Annotated in this window: 14 protein-coding genes and 1 tRNA gene; 9 read left to right on the forward strand and 6 right to left on the reverse strand. The window is 72.3% G+C overall.

Annotated features, from left to right (window positions below):
• Window positions 1–139: 139 nt before the first annotated feature.
• A tRNA-Ile gene (locus tag IF12_RS0111025) sits at window positions 140–213 on the forward strand.
• An 80-nt stretch (window positions 214–293) separates the two neighbouring features.
• Here the strand turns inward: IF12_RS0111025 and IF12_RS0111030 are convergent.
• Entirely contained in the window at window positions 294–1,043 is a 750-nt protein-coding gene (locus tag IF12_RS0111030) for an SDR family oxidoreductase (protein WP_030157999.1), read from the reverse strand.
• Window positions 1,044–1,145: 102 nt separating this feature from the next.
• On the opposite strand from IF12_RS0111030, the gene IF12_RS0111035 reads away from it, so the two are divergent.
• Window positions 1,146–2,066, forward strand: coding sequence for a helix-turn-helix transcriptional regulator (locus IF12_RS0111035; RefSeq protein ID WP_081913492.1), 921 nt, complete (start codon window positions 1,146–1,148; stop codon window positions 2,064–2,066).
• Between the two features lie 111 nt (window positions 2,067–2,177).
• Window positions 2,178–3,368, forward strand: coding sequence for an MFS transporter (locus IF12_RS0111040; protein ID WP_051704257.1), 1,191 nt, complete (start codon window positions 2,178–2,180; stop codon window positions 3,366–3,368).
• Here IF12_RS0111040 and IF12_RS0111045 read toward each other — a convergent pair.
• Complete coding sequence (locus IF12_RS0111045; protein ID WP_030158008.1) at window positions 3,365–4,345, reverse strand: zinc-binding dehydrogenase; 981 nt, start codon at window positions 4,343–4,345, stop codon at window positions 3,365–3,367. The two genes, IF12_RS0111040 and IF12_RS0111045, sit on opposite strands and share 4 nt — an antisense overlap.
• Window positions 4,346–4,467: 122 nt before the next feature.
• Between IF12_RS0111045 and IF12_RS24060 the strand changes: the two genes are divergently transcribed.
• Window positions 4,468–4,788: a hypothetical protein gene (locus IF12_RS24060; protein WP_156036828.1), complete on the forward strand. Its 321-nt coding sequence runs from the start codon at window positions 4,468–4,470 to the stop codon at window positions 4,786–4,788.
• A gap of 21 nt (window positions 4,789–4,809) precedes the next feature.
• On the opposite strand, the gene IF12_RS24065 is transcribed toward IF12_RS24060, so the two are convergent.
• Window positions 4,810–7,794, reverse strand: coding sequence for a BTAD domain-containing putative transcriptional regulator (locus tag IF12_RS24065; RefSeq protein ID WP_133884377.1), 2,985 nt, complete (start codon window positions 7,792–7,794; stop codon window positions 4,810–4,812).
• 237 nt (window positions 7,795–8,031) lie between these two features.
• Between IF12_RS24065 and IF12_RS0111060 the strand changes: the two genes are divergently transcribed.
• Complete coding sequence (locus IF12_RS0111060; RefSeq protein ID WP_051704259.1) at window positions 8,032–8,862, forward strand: putative hydro-lyase; 831 nt, start codon at window positions 8,032–8,034, stop codon at window positions 8,860–8,862.
• A 108-nt stretch (window positions 8,863–8,970) separates the two neighbouring features.
• On the opposite strand, the gene IF12_RS0111070 is transcribed toward IF12_RS0111060, so the two are convergent.
• Complete coding sequence (locus IF12_RS0111070; protein WP_030158015.1) at window positions 8,971–9,648, reverse strand: helix-turn-helix domain-containing protein; 678 nt, start codon at window positions 9,646–9,648, stop codon at window positions 8,971–8,973.
• Window positions 9,649–9,852: 204 nt separating this feature from the next.
• Here IF12_RS0111070 and IF12_RS0111075 point away from each other — a divergent pair, with 204 nt between their 5' ends.
• The 3 genes from IF12_RS0111075 to IF12_RS0111085 all read left to right on the forward strand — a co-directional run bounded on the left by IF12_RS0111075 (window position 9,853) and on the right by IF12_RS0111085 (window position 11,347).
• Window positions 9,853–10,464, forward strand: coding sequence for a carbonic anhydrase (locus tag IF12_RS0111075; RefSeq protein ID WP_133884376.1), 612 nt, complete (start codon window positions 9,853–9,855; stop codon window positions 10,462–10,464).
• Window positions 10,465–10,525: 61 nt separating this feature from the next.
• Window positions 10,526–10,816: a 4a-hydroxytetrahydrobiopterin dehydratase gene (locus IF12_RS0111080; RefSeq protein WP_030158019.1), complete on the forward strand. Its 291-nt coding sequence runs from the start codon at window positions 10,526–10,528 to the stop codon at window positions 10,814–10,816.
• Window positions 10,817–10,999: 183 nt separating this feature from the next.
• Window positions 11,000–11,347: a hypothetical protein gene (locus tag IF12_RS0111085; RefSeq protein ID WP_030158021.1), complete on the forward strand. Its 348-nt coding sequence runs from the start codon at window positions 11,000–11,002 to the stop codon at window positions 11,345–11,347.
• Window positions 11,348–11,393: 46 nt separating this feature from the next.
• On the opposite strand, the gene IF12_RS0111090 is transcribed toward IF12_RS0111085, so the two are convergent.
• Entirely contained in the window at window positions 11,394–12,644 is a 1,251-nt protein-coding gene (locus IF12_RS0111090) for a pyridoxal phosphate-dependent aminotransferase (RefSeq protein WP_197034684.1), read from the reverse strand.
• 100 nt (window positions 12,645–12,744) lie between these two features.
• Here IF12_RS0111090 and IF12_RS0111095 point away from each other — a divergent pair, with 100 nt between their 5' ends.
• On the forward strand, window positions 12,745–13,665 hold the full coding sequence (locus IF12_RS0111095) for a LysR family transcriptional regulator (RefSeq protein WP_030158025.1): 921 nt from the start codon (window positions 12,745–12,747) through the stop codon (window positions 13,663–13,665).
• Between the two features lie 4 nt (window positions 13,666–13,669).
• Here the strand turns inward: IF12_RS0111095 and IF12_RS0111100 are convergent, their stop codons facing one another.
• A complete protein-coding gene (locus tag IF12_RS0111100) occupies window positions 13,670–14,938 on the reverse strand; it encodes a YibE/F family protein (RefSeq protein ID WP_081913493.1) in 1,269 nt (422 codons plus the stop codon).
• Between the last annotated feature and the right edge of the window lie 79 nt (window positions 14,939–15,017).

Below are 15,017 nucleotides of genomic sequence, written 5' to 3' on the forward strand. Positions count from 1 at the left end.
GAGCCGGCATTCCACTCGTCCGTTTCCGGATCATGCGACCCCTGTGAACTTACCGAAACGGCTCGGCGGGGCGGCCCCGGCCCGCGAGTCCCCTGGGGCCACCGTCCGGCGACGGGGTGTGAGAGGATACTTCCCGCTCGGGGCAGTAGCTCAGCTGGTTAGAGCAGGGGACTCATAATCCCTGGGTCGCGGGTTCAAGTCCTGCCTGCCCTACAGCGAAGGCCCCGCGCTGCGGGGCCTTCGACGTGTACGCGGTGCTCACGGCCGCCGCTGAAAGCGGCCTTTTCCTCTCACTACCAGGGAACTTCCCGAGTCTCGAAGTAGTCGATCCCCTCCTGGAAGAAGCCTCCCGTCGGCCCGCCATCGTCCAATAGGGCCAGTCGCACCGCTTCCTTGGCGGCGTCCTTCGGGTCGCGGGTGCCCTGGTTCGCGTTGAGGTCGGTCTTCGTGTATCCCGGAGTCATCGCGTTGACCTTGATCGGGGTGGGCTTGAGCTCCAGCGCCCAGGAGACGGTGAGCATGTTCAGCGCCGACTTCGAGGCGCCGTAGGAGCCCGGCTGCAACCCCGCGAACGGGAAGTCGGTGCGCGTCATCGTCCCGATCGAGCCGACCTCGCTGGAGACGTTCACGATCCGGCCCGCCTCGGCCTTGCGGACCAGCGGCAGGAACGCGTTCGTCACCGCGATCACGCCGAAGACGTTCACGTCGAAGTTCTTCTTCGCGGTGGCCACCGTCTGCGCGCTGGTGTTCCAGTCCTCGCCTTCGATCAGCGCGATCCCCGCGTTGTTCACCAGGACGTCGAGGCGTCCGTGCTCGGCCTCGACGCTCTTGGCCGCGGCGGCTACGGTGTCCTCGTCGGTCACGTCGACCCGCAGGAACCGCGCGTCCAGGCCCTCCTCTCTGAGCGTCGCGGCGGCGGCCTCGCCGCGCTCCTGCGAGCGGGCCCCGACCAGGACCGTCAGGCCCTCCTCGCCGAGTCCGCGGGCGATTTCGATGCCGATGCCTTTGTTGGCGCCGGTCACTAGTGCGATCTTCTTGGTCATGCCACCGAGACTGCGCCCGATTCGGCCGGCCGGAAAGAGACCTCTTTATGGTGGTACACCCGGTACCTGGTTCGCGGCCCCGCGAAGGGGCAGGATTGGCGCATGGACCGCAGACAGCTCGCCGACTTCCTCCGGGTGCGCCGCGCCGCCATCCGCCCCGGCGACGTCGGCCTGCCCGAAGGACCGCGCCGCCGCACCCCCGGCCTGCGCCGCCAGGAGGTCGCCCAGCTCGCCGGGATCTCCGTGGAGTACTACATCCGCCTCGAGCAGGCCCGCGGCCCCAAGCCCTCCCGGCAGGTCCTCGGCGCGCTCGCCCGCGCCCTGGTCCTCGACCGCGACCAGCGCGCCCACCTGTTCCACCTCGTCGACGAGCTGCCCGAGTCCGAGTCGAGCCGCGAGGTCTCGCCGACGGTCCGGAACCTCCTGGCCGGCCTCGACGACTTCCCGGCGTACGCCATCGACGCCTGCTACGACATCCTCGCCTGGAACGGCCTCGCCGACCGCTTCATGGGCTACCTCTCCCGCCTGACCCGCGAGCAGCGGAACATCCTGCGCACCAACTTCACCGGCCCGCACGCCTCGGCGGTCCTGGCCGATCCGCACACCTCCGCGTTCCTCCAGGACTGCGTCGCCGACCTGCGCGCCTCGCTGGCCCGCAGCCCTGGGGACGCGAAACTCCGCGGCCTGGTCGAGGAGCTGCTGCGCGCCAGCCCCGAGTTCGGGCAGATGTGGGCCGACCACCGGGTCGCCGTTCGCAAGGTCCAGACCAAGCGCGTGCACCACCACGACTTCGGGCCCCTGGAGTTCGACTGCCAGGTCCTCGACGTGCCCGGCAGCGCGGTGCGCTTGATCGTCTATGTGCCGCAACCGGACTCGCCCACAGCGGCCGCCTTCGCCTCGCTCCGGGAGGCGACGCCGGTCACGATCGCGGCCCCCGTGCGCCGCCTGCGGGCGCCCGGCGACGGACATCACGCCGGGAATCGGCCCTCAAGCCTTTTACTCGCCCGGCGAGTGTTCTTATGATTGCCCGGAAGGCACCAAGCCCTTCTTGAACAGCGACCGGTACGGCAAGGACGCAGCCGGTGACAGCCTCAGCGTCCCACCCTCCCTCCTCTTCCACCGGAGCTGCTTTCCATGCGCATGCCTCTGTTCGCCATGTCCATCGGCGCGTTCGGCATCGGCGCCGCCGAGTTCGTCATCATGGGGATCCTGCCCCAGCTCGCCGCCGCGCAGGGCGTCTCGCTCGCCCAGGCCGGCCTCGCCGTCTCCGCCTACGCCATCGGCGTCGTCCTCGGCGCCCCGCTGCTCACCGTCGCCACCACCCGCATCCCGCGCAAGCCCCTGCTCATCGGCCTGATGGGCTGGTTCGCGCTCGCCAACCTCGCCACCGCACTGGCCCCCGACTTCGGTTTCCTGCTCGCCACCCGGTTCATCGCGGGCCTGCCGCACGGCGCGTTCTTCGGCGCCGCCGCGGTGGTCGGCGCGAGCCTGGTCCCCTTCGAGCGCCGCGCCCGCGCGATCGCTGGCATCATGTCCGGCCTGACCGTCGCCACCATCGTCGGCGTCCCGGTGAGCACCCTGCTCGTCGGCCACATCTCCTGGCGCTGGATCTTCGCCGCCGTCGCGGCCCTGGCCGTCCTGGCCGCCGCCGCGATCTGGGCCACCGTGCCCGACACCCGCGGCGTCGTCGTCGCGACCAGGGCCGCCGACGAGATCCGCGCGATCCGCTCCAGGAAGGTCCTGCTCCCGCTGGTGACCGGCGCGGTCGGCTTCGGCGGCATGTTCGCCGCCTACACCTACCTGACGCCGATCCTCGAAGAGGTCACCGGCCTGAACGCGCTCGCCATCGCGATCACCCTCGCGGTCTTCGGCATCGGCCTGACCCTCGGCAACGTCGTCGGCGGCCAGATCGCCGACCGCGCCCCGATCCAGGGCCTGTTCGGCGCGTTCACCCTCATCGCGGCGGTGCTGCTCATGATGTTCTTCTCGATGTCGAACCCGGTCCTGGCGATCGGCGGGGTCTTCCTCATGGCGACCTCCTCCTCGCTGGTCGGCCCCATCATGCAGCGGCTGCTGCTCGACGGGGCGCACGCGGCGCCGTCACTGGCGTCCTCGCTGCACCACGCCGCGTTCAACCTCGCGAACGCCAACGGCGCCTGGCTCGGCGGGCTCGCGCTCTCGCTCGGGATGAGCCTGACCGCGCCGATCCTCGTCGGCGTGGTCCTGGCGCTGGCGGGGCTGGCCCTGTCGGTCCCGCTGGCCCGCGCGCACGCCGAGTCGGCCGTGCCGAACGTGGAGCCCGCCGAGCTGGTCACCGCTTCTTAAGGCACCAGCACCACCTTGCCCGTCGTGCCCCGGTGCTCCAGGGCGCGATGGGCTTCGGCGGCCTCGGCGAGCCCGAAGGTGTGCACGGCCGGGCGCAGCCGCCCGGCGGCGAGTTCGGCGAGCGAGCGCTCTTCGAGCGCCCTGAGGCCCCCGAGCTTCGCGAGGAGCTTCGGGCCGAGCGCGCCTGAGACGGTCAGGCCGCGCCCGACGATGTCCTCCACCGTGGCCTCGGTCGCCTTGCCCGCGGACCAGCCGAAGACGACCATCCGGGCGCCGAAGCCGAGCCGGTCGAAGGCGGCCCGGCCGACCTCGCCGCCCACCGAGTCGAACAGCAGCGTGGCCTCGCGGCCTTCGAGCGCCGCGTCCAGGACGGCCGTCCAGCCCTCGGCCCTGTAGTCGACGGCGGCGTCGGCCCCGTTGGCGGCCACCTGCGCCACCTTGGCGGGCCCGCCGGCGAGGCCGACGACGTAGGCTCCGGCGTTCTTGGCGGCCTGCACCAGGAGCGTGCCGAGGCCGCCGGCGGCGGCCGGGACGATCACGACGTCCTCACCGCTCACCGGGCCGACCCCGAGGACCATGAGCGCGGTGCGGCCGGTGCCGATCATCGCGACCGCCTCGGCGAAGTCCGCGCCGTCGGGCAGTTCGTGCACGGACTCGACCTCGCGGACGGTCTTCTCGGCGTAGCCGCCGGACGCGAAGCCGAGGTGCGCGACCACGCGCTTGCCGATCCACGACTCGTCGACGCCCTCGCCGACGGCGTCGACGATCCCGGCGCTCTCGCGGCCGGGGATCATCGGCAGGTCCGGCAGCGGGTAGGGCCCGTTCGGGTCGCCGGAGCGGAAGGTGGCGTCGAGGAGGTGCACCCCGGCGGCGCGGGCCTCGATGCGGACCTGGCCGGGGCCGGGCACCGGGTCGGGGACCTCCTCGTAGACGAGGACTTCGGGGCCGCCGAACTCGTGCTGTCGGATGGCGTGCATGTCGACCTGCTTTCCAATGTCGGTGGGTGTGCCCCAACGGTAGGGAACCGCCGACTGGGACCGCATCCGTCGACCGACTGGACCCCGCCCGACCGGAGGCCGTGCGACCATTGCGGTCCCCCATGGAACGGAGACCCGCGTTGGGCGCGTTGCAGCCTTGGCACGTTCTGGCCCTGCTCTGCTGCCTGCTGGCGGTGAGCGCCGTGGTGAGCCTGGTGGTCTGGGTGGTGATGCGGCCCGGCAACCGGGCGCAGGGTCCGACCTATCCGCCGGCCGGACAGTGGTACCCGCCGCCGCCCGGACCGACGCACCACCACCATGACGGCGGCGCCGACTGGCACGACCGCGACCACGCCCGCGACCACGGCAACGACCATGGAGGCCACTCCGACAGCGGCGGAAGCACCGACGGCGGCTCGGACAGCGGAAGCGGCGGCGACTGAGCGTCTACCGACACGGGCTCCTCAGGTCTCGGGGTCGAGGCCCAGTCTTGCGAACAGGATCCGGGCCCTCGCCCGGCACTGCGCCGCCTCCTTCGCCTGCCCGGCCTTCGCGTGGGCCTGCGCCAGCGCGACCAGGCTGCGCGCCTCCCGCAGCGGGTCGGGCATCGCCGCGAACACGTCGCACGCCTGGCGTCCCATCCGCACCGCCCGCCGCAGGTCGCCTCCGGCCGCATGGAGCTTGCACAGCACCCGCGCCTTGACCGCGAGGGTCTCGGAGGTCTCGTAGCGGTCGAGCCCCGCGACCCGTTCGACCGCGTCGGCGGCGAGGTCGATCTGCTCGGTGTCGACGTACAGCTCCGCCAGCGAATAGGAGTAGACGAGCTGGTGGCGCCATCCGTGGACCTGCTCGACCAGGTCGAGTCCGTGCAGGAGCGCGGCCTCGGCGCGCGGGTAGTCCTGGTCGGCGCGGTGCACGGCCGACTGCCGGAAGTACAGCCGGGCCCGGTAGTACTTCGACGGGTGGTCGCGGAGCATCTCGGCGATCTCGCGGCACTGCTCCTCGGCCGCGGAGATGCGGCCCTGGTCGACGTACAGCTCCGAGAGCGACAGCAGCGGGTAGACCGTCGTGGGTCCTTCCGCTCCGGCCGCGTCGAGGTCGCGGGCGCGCAGCAGCAGCGTCTCGGCCTCGGCGAAGATCCCCATGCGCCGCAGCACGGTCCCCAGTGAGGTGAGCACTTCGACGAGCACGTGCCGTTTGCCCGAGCGCTCGGCGGCGAGCACCGCCTCCCGCAGGAGCGACACGGCCTCGCGGTAGCGGCCCAGTTGCGTGAGGGTGGTCCCGAGGTCGTTGCGGGCCTTGCCGGTGGCGTCGCCGTGCGGGGTGCGTTTGAGGTATTCGAGGGTCTTCTCGGCGAAGGCCTTGGACTGGTGCAGCTCGCCGGAGGCGTAGGCGACCGCGTCGGCGAGGGCGTAGGCGCGCACCGCGTCCATCGGCTCCGCCGAGCGCACGCCGGTCTCGATGCCGCGTTCGGCCACGTGGGCGAGTTCGGGCAGTTCGTAGAGGGAGTCGGCGAGGGCGGTCTCGTCGCGGTAACCGGCGTCGGCGAAGGCGATGAGGCGCGCCAGCAGCCGCGAGACCGTGGGGCGGCCGTTCCATTCGAGGAACGTGGCGACGATGTTGCGGTACTCCTCGACCGGCAGCCTGGTCGAGCCCTTCGCGTACCAGGCGACGGTCTGCTCCCGGAGCCGTTGCAGCGCGGCCTCGTCGAACCCGGACACGGCTTTGCGCCTGGCGTATTCGCGGACGAGGTCGTGGAACCGGTACCGGCCGGGCCGGTACTCGTCGATGCGGTGGGCCGCGACGAGTCTCGCGAGGAGCCGTTCGGCCGCTTCGGGCGCCCACGCGGCGAGCGCCACCGCCAGGCCCTTGGAGAAGTCGGCCCCCGGCAGGTACGCGAGGTTGAGGTACAGCAGTTCCTCTTCGGGTTCGAGCGCCTGGAACGACAGGTCGAACGCGGCGGCCACGGTGGTCGTGGGGTCGCCTTCGACGGCGAGGTGGGCGAGCCGGTCGTGCCCGGCGAGGGCCGCGGCGGTCTCGGCGAGCGTGGTGCCGGGCTGCCCGCCGAGGTTGGTGCCGACGATGCGCAGCGCCAGCGGCAGGCCGCCGCACAGTCCGGCGATGTGCTCGGCCGCTTCGGGTTCGCGTCCGACGCGTGCTTCGCCGATGAGGCTCGCGAGCATTCGGACGGTTTCGTCGGGGCCGAGCGCGCCGACGGTGATCTGGCGGATGTCGTGCAGCGCGGCCAGATCGGGCAGGCGCGAGCGGCTGGTGACGACCGCGACGCTCCCGGCGGTGGCCGGCAGCAGCGGCACGACCTGCGCGGAGTTGCGGGCGTTGTCGAGGATCAGGAGCGTGCGGGTGTCGGCCAGGCGCGAGCGCAGCAGTGCGGCGGCCTCGTCGGGGTCCGACGGGATGGCGCCGGTGTCGACGCCGAGGGCCCGCAGGAATCCGGCGATCGCGTCGAGCGGGGTGAGCGGGGCGGCGCGGTCGAAGCCGCGGAGGTTCACGTACAGCTGCCCGTCGGGGAACCGCTCGCGCACGCGGTGGGCCCAGTGCAGGGCGAGGGTGGTCTTGCCGGCGCCGCCGATCCCCGAGAGCACCGCGGTCCGCGGGCCCGGTTCCAGGAGCGTGTCGAGTTCGGCGAGCTCGCCGGCGCGGCCGGTGAAGTGGATCGAGTCGGCGGGCAGTTGCGCGGGCGCGGGCAGCGTGTACGGCGCGGGCGCGGGGGCCGCGCGCAGCGCGGGGTCCTCGCGGAGGATCGCGGTGTGGTGGTCCTTGAGGCGCCGTCCGGGGTCGATGCCGAGCTCGTCGGCGAGCTGGCGGCGGATCGAGGCGTACACGTCGAGGGCCTCGGCGGTGCGCTCCTCCCGGTAGAGGGCGGTCATGAGCAGTTCGGCGGCCCGCTGGCGGTAGGGGTGCTGTTCGAGGACGCGGCGCAGGTCGGCGACGACGGCGGCGCCGGTGGCGAGCGCGAGTTCGAGCGCGGCGCGGTCCTCTTCGGCGGCGGCGCGCTCCTCGTTCCAGCGCAGCGCCCCCGATTCGATGAAGCGCCCGCCGAGGCCGGCGAGCGCCGGGCCCCGCCACAGCGCGAGGGCCTCGCGCAGGGTCGCCAGGGCCGCTTCGGGTTCGGAGGCGTCGACCTGCTCGCGGGCGATGCGGGCGGCGCGCTGGAACCGCAGCGAGTCGAGCTTCTCGGCGCGCACCCGCAGCCGGTAGCCGTCGCCGACGGTCTCCAGTTCGGAGGTGCCGGCCTCCAGCAGGAGGCCGCGGGCGGTCGCGACGGTGTTCTGGATCTGGCGGCGGGCGGTGGCGGGCGGGGCGTCCTCCCAGATGGCGTCGATCAGGCGCGGCAGCGTGACCACGTTGCCCGCCTCCAGGAGCAGGACGGCGAAGAGTCGGGGCAGGGTGCGGCCGGGCAGCGGCACGGGCAGGCCTTCCCTTGCCAACTGCAGAGGTCCGAGGATGCCGAAGTCCAAGGGCCACCTCCCGGGGTTGAGGTGCAGCCGTACGTATGCGGGGACGTTTCCAGTCTATGGGCAATTCCTGCTCATTTGGGAACGCTTGCAAGGGCTTTCACTCAGTGATCGAGTGAATGCGATCCCGCGGCTCGTGAAGGACTCGTGAAGGTCTTGTCGCATTCGTGACCAAACTCGGTCGCAAGAGCGACGAACCGAGGAGGAGAGATGTTCACGAAACAGTGCCCCGAGGCGACGGCCCTTCCCCGCGAGGCCCGAGCCCGATTCCGGGAGGGGCTGGTCACCACCACCAGCGGATGGTCGCACGGTTTCGTGCAGGCCAACCTCGTCACGGTGCCCCGCGAGTACGGCGACGACCTGCGCCGGTTCACCGTCCGCAACCCCAGGCCCTGCCCGCTGCTGGGGACCGTGGGGGCCGGGCGCCACACCACCGACCTGGCCCCCGGCGCGGACCTGCGCCGCGACCTGCCCTCGTACCTGGTGTGGCGCAAGGGGAAGGTCATCGCGCGCCGCACCGAGGTCGTCGACCTGTGGAGCCGCGACCTGGTCACGCTGCTCATCGGGTGCAGCTTCACGTTCGAGCCGCTGCTGGAGCGGGCCGGCGTGCCGCTGCGCCACCTGGAGCAGGACCGCAACGTGCCGATGTACCGCAGCCGCCTCCAGTGCCTGCGCACCGGGCGGTTCCGCGGCCCGCAGGTGGTCTCGATGCGGCCGATGCCCGCCGAGGCGGCCGAGCGCGCCGCGAGGGTCACCGCCGACCTGCCGTACGCGCACGGCGAACCGGTCCACGTGGGCGACCCCCGCGAGATCGGCGTGCGCGACCTCGCCCGCCCCGACTTCGGCGACCCGGTGGTGTTCGCCCCCGGCGACGTCCCGGTGTTCTGGGCCTGCGGGGTGACGATCGTGGAGGCGGTGGCGAAGGCGCGGCTGCCGTTCGCGATCACGCACGCGCCCGGGCACATGCTCATCACCGACCGCCGCGTCCGCGGCAGCGGCGAGATCCCGGTCTACCGCCCCGGGCTCGCGAGCACACCCTAAGGGGTTCCGAAGGAACCCCTTACGGCCGTTGTCCGCCCGCTTCGCCGTCGGGCCTTCGCAGACCGCACCGGTATGCGAAGGCCCAACCGCGAGGCTCGCGAGCACTTCCTAGCCGGCGCCGACCGCTCCGGCGGAGGCCGCGGCCGGCTCGGGCAGGCGGAACATGCCCAGGAACCGCTCGGCCATCGCCTGGTCGCCCTGGACGGTGACGCGGCCGGCGTGCAGCGACACGTCGAGGCTGCGCCCGCCCAAGGTGAGCCGCTTGAGCGTCTCGGCGTCGGTGCGGATGACCGCGTGCGGGTGCTCGGGCCGGCCCGGGGCCAGGATCAGCTGGGCGTCGATGATCTCGGCGATGAACGGCCGGTCGCCGACCCACAGCTCGAAGGCCGCGTCGAAACCCCGGGCCGTGGCCGGGATGAACAGGCTGCGCATCGCCAGGATGAGCGCGTCGGCGCCCATCGGCGCGTCGAGCGGGATCGCCGCCGAACGCGCGCCCCAGCGCAGCAGCAGCACGATCGCGCCTTCGAGCTCGCGGCCCCACTCGGTCAGCTCGTACACCTTCGAGGCGGCCGGCGGCGGGAGCCGGCGCTTGGAGACCACGCCGTGCGCCTCCAGCTCCCGCAGCCGCTGCGAGAGCACGTTCGCGCTCGCCCCGTGGAGCCCGCCGCGCAGGTCGGTGAACCGCTTCGGGCCCAGGAGCAGCTCGCGGACGATGAGCAGCGACCACCGCTCGCCGACGAGGTCGAGCGCGTGAGCGGCCGGGCAGCCGTCGCCGTAGGTTCGCACCGGTCCTCCAAATCGAGAAAGGTGAATCCGCTGGTGAGTACCGTTGCGGTTGTCGGTCTTCATCATAAGGTCCCCGCAGGCGATCATCCAGTCCTCTTTAATGACCTCAAGATCGCGAAGCGGTAACGAAAGCTCTGTAAAACGTGGATGACGCTACGCCCGTCGTCCTTGCACCGGCGCCGAACATGCGGCACCATTCAGTGCGTGCCAGAATTGACCGCCTCCTCGCTGATGGACCACCATCAAGCCGCCGCCACGCTCGCCGGCCTGCTCGAAGGCAACGGCCGCTTCGTCGCCGGAGCGCCCCGCTACAGGCGCGACATCGTCGCCGCCCGCGGGGCCGCACCCGAGCAGATGCCCGGCGCCGTCGTCTTCACCTGCATCGACTCGCGCGTCACCGCCGAGAGCGTGTTCGACTGCGACTTCGGCCAACTGCTGGTCGTGCGCACCGCCGGGCACGTGCCCGACCGCGCCGCCGTCGGCTCCCTGGAGTTCGCCGCGGCGGAGATGGGCGTCTCCCTGGTGGTCGTGCTCGGCCACGAACGGTGCGGCGCGGTCGACGCGGCGCTCAACGCCGTCCGGGCCGACACCCACGACCCCCGCTCGGGCTACCTGGTCGAGCAGTTGTGGCAGCCCGCCTCCCAGGCGCTGGCCGAGACCGCCGAGCCCGACGCGGCCGCCTCGCGCGCGATGCGCCTCCAGGTGCGCCGCACCGTCGCCGACCTCGACCGCCGCGCCTCGCTCGACGGGGTCCTCATCGTCGGCGCAGTCTACGACCTCGACACCGGCCAGGTCACCCTCGTCGACGAGCACTAGGGCGAACCCCGACCCCGACCAAGGCCGAGACGCCCGCGCCGGCGGCTGCGAGAATCGAGCCATGAGCGACCGACCCTTGACCGACGCCGAGATCGAACTCGCGCTCTCGGAACTCCCCGGCTGGACCCACGCCGACGACCGCCTGGAGCGGGAGTGGACCTTCGACGGCCACCTCCCGGCCCTCGCCGCCGCCACCGGCGTCGGGCTCCTCAACGAGCGCCGCAACCACCACGCCGACTTGATCGTCCGCTACAACCGACTGAAGGTCTCGACCACCACGCACTCGGCCGGGAACAAGATCTCCGCCAAGGACACCGACCTGGCGAAGGCCGTCTCCGACCTCCTCGACTAGTATCCCCGCTCCGTGAGGCGCCGCACCGGAATCCCGGTGCGGCGCTTCGTCTCGCACCCTCGGGTGTGACTGGAGCGCTCAGTGGTGCGCGTGTGTCGACATTGGTCATGACCTGGGAAAACGAGTAATGCGCGGGACGTTCGAACCTGTCATGATGGAAGTCAGCACAGGTGGGAGCACGTCATGGACGCATTCGCGACACGAGCCTCCAGGACCGACAAGCGCATCGCGCTCGACCGACTCGCCAGGGCCAGGCGGCGCGGAGAGCTCGACGCGCCGGAGTACCGGCTGCGGCGCCAGATGGCCCGGAGGGCCGAGAGCCTCGCCGACCTCCAGGCGCTCATGCAGGACGTCGGCGACTATCGGCACGGCCGGGACCACTGGCGGTACGGCCGCTGGCGCGGCCCCGTCCGCGAGGGCCGCGAACTCGAGATCCAGCGGTTCGTCGGGGCGCTGTTCCTCATCGGCGCGCTCGTCGTCGTGGCCGCCTGCGTCTTCGCGGCCGTGAGCCTCTACGGGGCCTGGAAATGAGTAAGCCGGGTGCTGCCGCATCGGCCACGGCAGCACCCGGCTCCTTCTACACCGCGACGAGCGCGGCGAGCTTCTCCCGCAAGGCGTCCAAGGACTCGGCGATCCACGGCATCGCGACCGGGTCGTCGGCGACCAGCGCCGCCAGCCGCTCCGAGTCCGAACTCCCGTAGATCCCCGGGACGGCCACGCGCAACGTCAGCGCGGACGGATCGTCGCCGAAAGCGCTCCCGGGCAGGACCACGACCCCGAACGCGTCCAGCAGCACCCGCGCCAGCTCCGGGCTCGTCGAGGCGCCCCAACGATCGGCGAGGCGCTCGCGCAGCGGACCGAAATCGGGCCACACGTAGAACCCGCCCTGCGGCGCCGCCACCGCGCACCCGGCGTCGGTGAAGACTTCGGCGACCGCGTTCGCGACCGACCCGTGCAGGCGCCGGGCCGCGGTGACCCGGTCGACCAGCACCTGCGGGTCCGACCAGGCGTAGGCCGCGGCGTGCTGCATCGGCATCGGCGTGGAGGACCAGAGCTCCGAGGCGATTCCGAGCACCGAACCGAGCAGTCGACTCCCCAGCGGCGAATCGGGGAACCGCGCCGCACCGACGCGCCAGCCCCCGAGCGCGAAGTTCTTCGACAGGGACGTGGTCGTCACCGTCCGCTCCGGCGCCCACGAAGCGGGCGAAGGGAACGACTCCTCCTCGAACACGAGGTCGCGGTAGATCTCGTCGGCGATGATGACCAGGTCGAGCGCCCTCGCCGTCTCGCACAAGGCCTTCACCGACCGCTCCGAGGCCAATCGCCCCGTCGGGTTGTCCGGCAGCGTGACCACGACGACCCGCGGGTCGCGCCCGGCCGCCCTCGCGGCCTTCACCGCCGCCTCCATGGCCTCGGCCTCGGGGACGCCGCCCTCGCCCTCGGACACCGGCACCCGGATCGGCTCGCGGCCGATCAGCTGCGCCTGGGCCGCGTAGGACACCCACGCGGGCTTGGGGAGCACCACGTCGCCCCCGACGGCGTGCAGCAGCGCGTACAGCAGCGGTTTGGAGCCGGGACCGAGCAGGACCCGGCCGGCCTCGGTCGGCAGGCCCCGGCGGGTCCAGTACCCGGCGGCGGCCTCGCGGGCGGCCCCGAGCCCTCCCACCGGTCCGTAGGAGGTCCGGCCCGCGGCCTGCGCGAGGCGCTGGCTCAGCAAGGGGTGCACCGGGATGCCGGCTTCACCGAAGCCGAGCGCGAGCACCTCCAGCCCGGCGGCGCGGCGCTCGGCGATGGCCTCATTGGCGGCGAGGGTGGCGGAGACGGTCACAGGTGACTCCTCGGTGGATAGTCGCTGACGGGACCCAGACTCCTCCGAACGGAGCATCAACGCAAGTATTTCTTCCTTTCGCCGAGGGTAAGATTTCCTTATGCTCGATGTGCGCCGCCTGCGGCTTCTCTACGAATTCGCCGCCCAGGGATCGATATCCGCCACTGCCGTAACGACCGGTCAGACCGCCTCGGCCGTCTCACAGCAGTTGGCCGCCTTGGAGAAGGAGGCCGGCGTGTCCCTGCTCGAACGCACCGCCCGCTCCGCGCAATTGACCGACGCCGGGCGCCGACTCGTCGAGCACACCGGCCGCATCCTCGAGGCGATCGACGCCGCCGAGACCGACCTCGCCGCCGAATCGGCCGCGCCGCGCGGGCGCGTCACCGTCACCGCCTTCCCCACCGTGGCCGTCGCCCTGGCCGGGCCGATCGTGCGCCGCCTGCGCCGCTACCCCGAACTCCAGATGGTCCTGCGCCAGCAGCTCACCGTCTCCGAGTCCCTCGCGCGCGTGCGCTCAGGGGAGATCGACCTGGCCCTCATCGACGACTGGTCGGGCCAGCGCCGCCCGGCCACTTCCGGGCCGCTCACCTTCCACCACTTGGTGAACGACCCGCTCGTGGTGGTCCTGCCGACCCGTCATCCGCTCGCGGAGCAGTCGGTGCTGTCGGCGCACGCGCTGGCGGGGGAGTCGTGGATCGCCTCGCCGGAGGGGGAGCCGTCGCGGATGGCGCTCGACCGGTTGTGGCGCGCCGAGGGCATCACCGCGCCGGTCTCGGAGTTCGAGGGCCTGGACACGATCCTGACCTTGGTCGCGAAGGGACTGGGGGTGACGGTGGCGCCGTGGATGGCGGCGGCCGAGCGGCGGGACGTGGCGGTGCGGCGGGTCGCCGAGCCGCTGCGGGGCCGGGAGGTCTACGTGGTCCACCGGACGGCCTCGACGGGCCGCCCGGCGGTGATGACGGTGCTCCAGGCCCTGCACCAGGCCTCGCGCAAGCTCATGGCCGCCGCCGAGCGCTTCTGATCCTTCAGCGCAGGTGCGAAGGCGGGTAGGGGGACTCGTCGGCGTCCCAGCTCTCCTGATCGGGCTTCGGCGGTTTCGGTTTCGGCGGTTTCGGCTTGGGGGCCTTCGGTTCGCGCGGTTTCGGGTCGCGGCGCGCGAGGGTGGCGGCGAGCCAGGTGGTGATCGGGACGGCCGCGATGAGCCCGAGGGTGCCCGCGACCGACCGGACGATCTCGGTGGCGATGGTCTGGCTGGTGATCACCTGCTCCAGCGGCCGGTTGGCGGCGGCGATGAGGACCAGGAGCGGCAGCGAGGCGCCCGCGTAGGCGAGGACGAGGGTGTTGACCACCGACGTGAGGTGGTCGCGGCCGACGCGCATCCCCGATTTGAACAGCCGTGCCGGCCCCCAGCGCGGGTTGGCCTTGGCGACCTCGTCGACGGTGGCCGCCTGGGAGACGGTGACGTCGTCGATGACGCCGAGGGCGCCGATGAGGATGCCGGCGAGCAGCAGGCCGGACATGTCGATCGGGTACTGCATGGCGAGGTTCGTGGTGTTCTCGTCGAGGACGCCGTTGAGCTTGGCGAGCCGCACCGAGGCCTCGGCGAGCGCCACGGTGAGCACGAGCGAGGCGAGGGTCCCGAGCACCGCGACGGTGGTGGTCCGGTTCCATCCGTGCGAGAGGTACAGCGAGACGAGCATGATCGCGGCGGCGCCGACGATCGCCACGAGGACGGGGGAGGAGCCGTCGAGGACGGCCGGGACCATGAACACCAGGACCACCGCGAAGGTCAGCGCGAGGCTCACGAGCGAGCGCAGGCCCTTCCAGCGGCCGAAGGCGACCACGGCGAGCGCGAAGGCGATCCCGAGCGCCCACAGGGCGCTGGAGCGGTCGTGGTCGATGATGTGGAACTGCTGGCCGGAGACCGAGCCGGGGGTGTGGATGAGGATGACGTCGTCGCCGGCGGCGACCACGGGCGCGCCGGGCCCGGAGGGGATGCCGAGGATGACCTGTTCGCCGGCGAACTCGCCGCTGTCGACGCGGACGAGCACGTCGCCGCAGACGGTGGCCTGGAGCTGCTCGTTGAGCTCGGCGTCGACCGCCTCGCACTCGGTCTCGTGCACCGAGACCACATGGCCGTCGACCTCGGTGCCGAAGCCCTCGATCGCGGTGTCCTCGACCCCGACGGGCCACAGCAGGATCAGGCCGAGGACGGTGGCGACCGCGGCGGGGACGAGGATCCACAGCGCGGCGCGGGGCACGGCGTCGTTCGGGGCGGTGTCGTCGTGGTTCACGTCGGTGAGCTTACGATCCCGCCCGGCCGGACGGGCGCAGCAGCGCGCCCGTTCGCGGCAACCGGTGGACAACTCGGAC

It is taken from the genome of Glycomyces sp. NRRL B-16210, from assembly GCF_000719515.1.
In the GTDB taxonomy this organism is placed as follows: Bacteria; Actinomycetota; Actinomycetes; order Mycobacteriales; family Micromonosporaceae; genus Glycomyces.

Excerpts from the sequence above, each read along its gene's own strand:
- IF12_RS0111030 (WP_030157999.1), bottom strand. The coding sequence starts at position 1,043 with ATGACCAAGAAGATCGCACTAGTGACCGGCGCCAACAAAGGCATCGGC.
- IF12_RS0111035 (WP_081913492.1), top strand. The coding sequence starts at position 1,146 with ATGGACCGCAGACAGCTCGCCGACTTCCTCCGGGTGCGCCGCGCCGCC.
- IF12_RS0111040 (WP_051704257.1), top strand. The coding sequence starts at position 2,178 with ATGCGCATGCCTCTGTTCGCCATGTCCATCGGCGCGTTCGGCATCGGC.
- IF12_RS0111045 (WP_030158008.1), bottom strand. The coding sequence starts at position 4,345 with ATGCACGCCATCCGACAGCACGAGTTCGGCGGCCCCGAAGTCCTCGTC.
- IF12_RS24060 (WP_156036828.1), top strand. The coding sequence starts at position 4,468 with ATGGAACGGAGACCCGCGTTGGGCGCGTTGCAGCCTTGGCACGTTCTG.
- IF12_RS0111060 (WP_051704259.1), top strand. The coding sequence starts at position 8,032 with ATGTTCACGAAACAGTGCCCCGAGGCGACGGCCCTTCCCCGCGAGGCC.
- IF12_RS0111080 (WP_030158019.1), top strand. The coding sequence starts at position 10,526 with ATGAGCGACCGACCCTTGACCGACGCCGAGATCGAACTCGCGCTCTCG.
- IF12_RS0111085 (WP_030158021.1), top strand. The coding sequence starts at position 11,000 with ATGGACGCATTCGCGACACGAGCCTCCAGGACCGACAAGCGCATCGCG.
- IF12_RS0111095 (WP_030158025.1), top strand. The coding sequence starts at position 12,745 with ATGCTCGATGTGCGCCGCCTGCGGCTTCTCTACGAATTCGCCGCCCAG.